Below are 5,488 nucleotides of genomic sequence, written 5' to 3'. Positions count from 1 at the left end.
TTCTTATCTAGGGTTTTTTTATATCTAACGCTTAAGGTTACTTGATGCTCTTAAGATTAATCTAACCTCGCCCATGGACTGATTCTAAGTCTAGCGCAGGTCCTTTCGGCACAACTTGGGTTGGGTTTATACCTGTATGGCTGTAATAATAGTGGCGCTTGATGTGATAAAAATCGGTCGTCTCTTTAATGCCTTCGACCTGGTAGAGCTCTTTTAAGTAGCCCTGAATATGGACGTAGTCTGAAATTCGCTGCTTATTACACTTAAAGTGCCCAACATAAACGGCATCAAATCGAACCAGAGTGGTAAACAAGCGCCAATCCGCTTCTGTAATCTCGTTACCCGCTAAATAGCGATGTTCGCTAAGGTGAGCGTCTACTTTGTCTAAGGCTTCAAATAACGCATCATACGCTTCTTCGTAGGCTTCTTGTGTCGTTGCAAAGCCCGTTCGGTACACACCGTTGTTAATGTTTGGGTAGATATAGTCATTCCACTCATCAATCTTCTTTGCCAGTTCCCACGGATAGTAATCATCGGTGTTGCCTGTCAGTTCATTAAACTCTGAGTTAAACATACGGATAATCTCAGACGACTCGTTACTCACAATGGTGTTAGTCTTTTTATCCCACAACACAGGCACCGTCACTCTACCCGAGTAGTCAGGTTTGGCTTGAGTGTAGATTTGATGCATGCGCGTATGGCCGAACAGAGGTTCAGGTAACCCCATTTGCCAACCATCACTCATCATGTCTGGGCAAACAACCGTCACGTCAATGTGATCGGTTAGGTCTTTAAGCTCTCGGAAGATAAGGGTGCGGTGCGCCCAAGGGCAAGCCAATGATACGTACAAGTGATAACGGCCGCTTTCAGGCTGAAACTGCGCGGACGCTTTATTCTCTACCCAGTGACGAAAGCCTGCATCTTCACGAACAAACTTGCCACCGCTTTCTTTGGTGTCGTACCACACATCGTGCCAAACACCTTCAACTAACTTGCCCATATCCAAACCTCTGTCATCCAAAATTTTTTATACCAATCACAGTAAGTAAATGATCATAAATAGCGCCGGAAAAAGGCTTGAGAACAAGGCTGCAATTTTTGATAAGTAGTTATTCTACAATCAAAATTTCTAACGAAGTTATCGAGCGTTTTAACAAGCTAGGATGAGCAGTTATTTACTACGATTGGTATCTCTCATTGTGCTGAATACAAAACGGGCCATCGCATATTAATGAGATGACCCGTAAATAATAAATTCTGAATCACAGAACGAGCAAAGCTAGATTACACAGCTTTGCCATCTGGAACGAATACATAACCCAAGCCCCACACCGTTTGGATATAACGAGGTTTACTTGGATCTTCTTCTACTAGACGACGCAAACGCGAAATCTGGACATCGATAGAACGTTCCATCGCTGAATACTCACGGCCACGAGCCATGTTCATCAGCTTATCGCGAGACATTGGCTCACGAGCGTTAGTGACAAGTGACTTCAGAACCGCAAATTCACCTGAGGTAAGAGGCATAGGCTCTTCACCGCGGAACATTTCACGTGTACCTAGGTTTAGGCGGAACTCACCAAACTCAACCACAGACTCTTCTGTGCTTGGCGCGCCCGGTGCTTCAATCACTTGGCGACGCATTACCGCTTTGATACGAGCAAGCAGTTCACGTGGATTAAATGGTTTTGGCAGGTAATCATCAGCACCCACTTCCAAACCCACAATGCGATCCACTTCGTCACCCTTTGCTGTAAGCATCAGGATTGGTAGCGAGTTGTTTGCGTTTCGTAGACGACGACAGATCGAAAGACCGTCTTCGCCCGGCAACATTAAATCCAATACCATCAAGTGAAAGTTTTCACGGGTTAACAGGCGGTCCATCTGCTCACTGTTTGCCACGCTACGCACTTGAAAGCCTTGCTCTGACAGATAGCGTTCTAGCAGTGCACGTAAACGAGCATCGTCATCGACCACTAAAATTTTGTAGTTTTCTTGCATGTAATGGTTCCACCTATTAAAGCTTAAACCTAAGGTTAAGCATTCTTGGTAAATTGTATATTGGTATAAGACATTAAAAATGTAACATTATTGAGGGAAAAGTCGCCTAAATAATTGTTAACGTATGTTGCCTTTCTATATATTCTATCTTAGATCATCATTTCATTAAGTCAGATTTATGAAAACCAAACTTATCACCCGCGAAGGTTATAACAAGCTCAAAGCAGAACATGACCACTTATGGCACGAGAAGCGTCCTGAAATCACTAAGATAGTCACTTGGGCTGCAAGCCTTGGAGATCGTTCAGAAAACGCAGATTACACCTTCAATAAGCGTTTGCTTCGTCAGATTGATCGCCGAGTGCGTTTCCTACGCAAATTCCTACCAGATGTCACTATCGTGGATTACTCGCCACAACAAGAAGGTAAGGTATTTTTCGGTGCTTGGGTCGAAATTGAGAATGATGATGGGGAAATTAAGAAGTTTCGCATTGTAGGACCTGAAGAGATCTACGGCGATGCTAAAGGCTATATCTCTATAGATTCACCAATGGCTAGAGCTCTGCTCAAGAAAGAAGCGGATGACGAGTTTACGGTAACCACACCGGAAGGCGACAAAGAGTGGTTCATTAACTCGATTCGCTACGCAGACGACGAATAATCAAACCTAATAAATACTTAGCGATGATCTGAGTGTTCAAGCAAACCCAAACGCCAGATAAAAGAAAACCCCGCTAGGCTTTCGCCTGACGGGGTTAAGTCTCTATCGCAGCAATCCGGCTACTGTTTATCTCTTCGAGATAAGGTGCTCCCTGCATCTTTCCTTGATAGTGGCTAAATCCTTTAACCAATTTCCTTTTTATTCATCGCCATCCTAGCGGTGTCCATTCTAGCCTGTCATCCTGACTGGCGAATCTCATCCAGAGATTATCACTTCCTTGCTGACCACTCATCCTAAGTAATCAAATCTTCATCCTGAAGATACCTAGTCCGTTAGGCTTTTTCCTGTTCCTGCCAACTCCCTGTCGACAAGTTAAATATTACGGTATTTGGGCGAGTTTCCTAGACAGTCCCAAAAAACATTTCAGGTGAGAAATACGCCCACAAACACACAAACAAATAAAATCAGTAACTTAGGTTTATTTTAAGACGATTTCATCGATTTAAAGTGACTTAGTCGCACACCACGTGTGAGAGATCTCGCACAAAGCGGATATCACAAACGGAAATTGGACTTCTGACAGGATAATTACACAGTCAAAGCTAGAAAAAGCGTACGCTCACCCCCATGTATTTGTCATGATATTAAATAAGAGATTCATCGGATGAGCCAAGCTATCTGTCGACTGATTGCTGAAGAACTGAATGTTCGTTCAGAGCAAGTCACCGCCGCAGTAAACCTAATTGACGACGGTAACACCGTTCCCTTTATTGCCCGCTACCGTAAAGAAGTCACGGGTGGCTTAGACGATACCCAACTACGCAACCTTGATAGTCGCCTTTCATACCTTCGCGAACTAGACGATCGTCGCCAAACTATCCTGAAATCGATTCAAGACCAAGGCAAGCTCACGCCAGAACTGGAGCGTGATATCACTCAAGCCGACAGCAAGACGCGCCTTGAAGATTTATACCTGCCATACAAACCAAAGCGTCGTACCAAAGGTCAAATCGCAATCGAAGCAGGCTTAGAGCCACTTGCCGATACACTTTGGAATGAACCACAGCACGATCCTGAAACCGAAGCAGCTAACTTCATCAGCAGCGATAAAGGCATTGCTGATACTAAAGCCGCACTCGATGGGGCACGTGCAATCGTGATGGAGCGTATTGCAGAAGACGCAAACCTACTTGAAAAGATTCGCCAACATCTAACTCGTAACTCTGAGCTCGTTTCACGTGTCGTGGCAGGCAAAGAACAAGCTGGCGAGAAGTTCAAAGACTACTTCGAACACAACGAAACACTCAACAAAGTGCCTTCTCACCGTGCGCTTGCTATGTTGCGAGGCCGAAATGAAGGCTTCCTAACGCTGGCAATGAATGCAGACCCTGAACAAGAAGAAGGTGTACGCGGTTCTTACTGCGAGAACATCATCTCTGATCACTACAGTATTACCCTAAGCAGCGCTCCTGCGGATGCATGGCGTAAACAAGTGATTAGCTGGGCATGGCGTATCAAGGTTTCTATGCACATGGAAACTGAGCTTATGGGCGCGATGAAAGAACGCGGTGAAATCGAAGCGATTGAGGTGTTCGCAACCAACCTTAAAGACTTGTTGATGGCTGCGCCTGCTGGCCCTCGAGCAACTTTGGGCTTGGATCCGGGTTTACGTACTGGTTCGAAAATCGCCGTGGTGGATTCAACAGGTAAGGTTCTGGCAACAGAGACCATTTACCCTCACCCACCACAGAAGCAATACGACAAATCTGCACACGTGGTTGAGCAGATGGTTCGCCAGTTCAATGTTGATTTGATTGCGATTGGTAATGGTACCGCTTCACGCGAAACAGACAGCTTTGTTGCTGATGTGATTAAACGCGGCAACCTAACAGCACAAAAAATTATTGTCAGCGAAGCGGGCGCATCGGTTTATTCCGCGTCTGAGCTAGCGGCAAAAGAGTTCCCGAACATGGATGTCTCGATTCGAGGTGCGGTGTCTATTGCGCGTCGTCTACAAGATCCACTGGCAGAGCTTGTGAAGATTGACCCTAAATCGATCGGTGTGGGCCAATACCAACACGATGTGAGCCAAACCATGCTTGCTAAGCGCCTAGACGCGATTGTCGAAGACTGTGTAAACGCCGTTGGTGTTGATGTGAATACCGCTTCTGCCGCGCTTCTGACTCGTGTCGCTGGTCTTTCTAGCACCATCGCTCAAAACATCGTCGACTTCCGTGATGAGAATGGTCGTTTCGAAGCGCGTACTACCTTGAAAAAAGTCGCTCGTTTAGGACCAAAAGCCTTTGAACAGTGTGCTGGCTTCCTACGTATCATGGATGGTAAGAACCCGCTAGACGCATCATCGGTTCACCCAGAAGCTTACCCATTGGTGAAAACCATCGCCGAGAAAAACCACAAAGACATCAAATCTCTGGTAGGTAACACAGACTTCTTACGTGGCTTACATGCGGTTGATTACACTAATGAGAATTTTGGTGTACCGACAGTAACCGACATCATCAAAGAGCTGGATAAACCGGGGCGAGATCCTCGTCCTGAGTTCAAGACGGCAACGTTCGCCGATGGCGTAAATAGCATGTCTGACTTAGAACCCGGTATGATCTTAGAAGGCGTGGTTTCAAACGTGGCTAACTTCGGTGCGTTCGTAGATATTGGTGTTCACCAAGACGGCTTGGTACACATTTCAGCACTGACCGATCGCTTTGTCTCTGACCCACGAGAAGTGGTGAAAGCGGGTGATATCGTGAAAGTGAAGGTGATGGAAGTGGATGTTCAGCGTAAACGTATTGCACTAAGCATGCG

4 protein-coding genes are annotated in these 5,488 nt (G+C 45.8%); 2 read left to right on the top strand and 2 right to left on the bottom strand.

The features are described 5' to 3' along the window. Positions 1-61: 61 nt before the first annotated feature. Both AB4496_RS02745 and ompR read right to left on the bottom strand, forming a co-directional pair. Complete coding sequence (locus AB4496_RS02745) at positions 62-1,000, bottom strand: glutathione S-transferase family protein (protein WP_009848633.1); 939 nt, start codon at positions 998-1,000, stop codon at positions 62-64. A gap of 284 nt (positions 1,001-1,284) precedes the next feature. Then, positions 1,285-2,004, bottom strand: a complete 720-nt coding sequence (ompR, locus tag AB4496_RS02740) for a two-component system response regulator OmpR (protein ID WP_009848007.1) — start codon at positions 2,002-2,004, stop codon at positions 1,285-1,287. 178 nt (positions 2,005-2,182) lie between these two features. Between ompR and greB the strand changes: the two genes are divergently transcribed. Together greB and AB4496_RS02730 are read left to right on the top strand one after the other, a co-directional pair. Next, on the top strand, positions 2,183-2,665 hold the full coding sequence (greB, locus tag AB4496_RS02735) for a transcription elongation factor GreB (protein ID WP_102257552.1): 483 nt from the start codon (positions 2,183-2,185) through the stop codon (positions 2,663-2,665). Between the two features lie 664 nt (positions 2,666-3,329). Further along, positions 3,330-5,488: Tex family protein (locus AB4496_RS02730; protein ID WP_372130562.1), on the top strand; the 2,159-nt coding region annotated here is incomplete at its 3' end.

The sequence above is a fragment of the Vibrio sp. 10N.222.46.A1 genome (genome assembly GCF_041473595.1).
GTDB lineage: Bacteria > Pseudomonadota > Gammaproteobacteria > Enterobacterales > Vibrionaceae > Vibrio > Vibrio tasmaniensis_A.
This window is presented reverse-complemented; position numbering and strand designations above follow the sequence as displayed.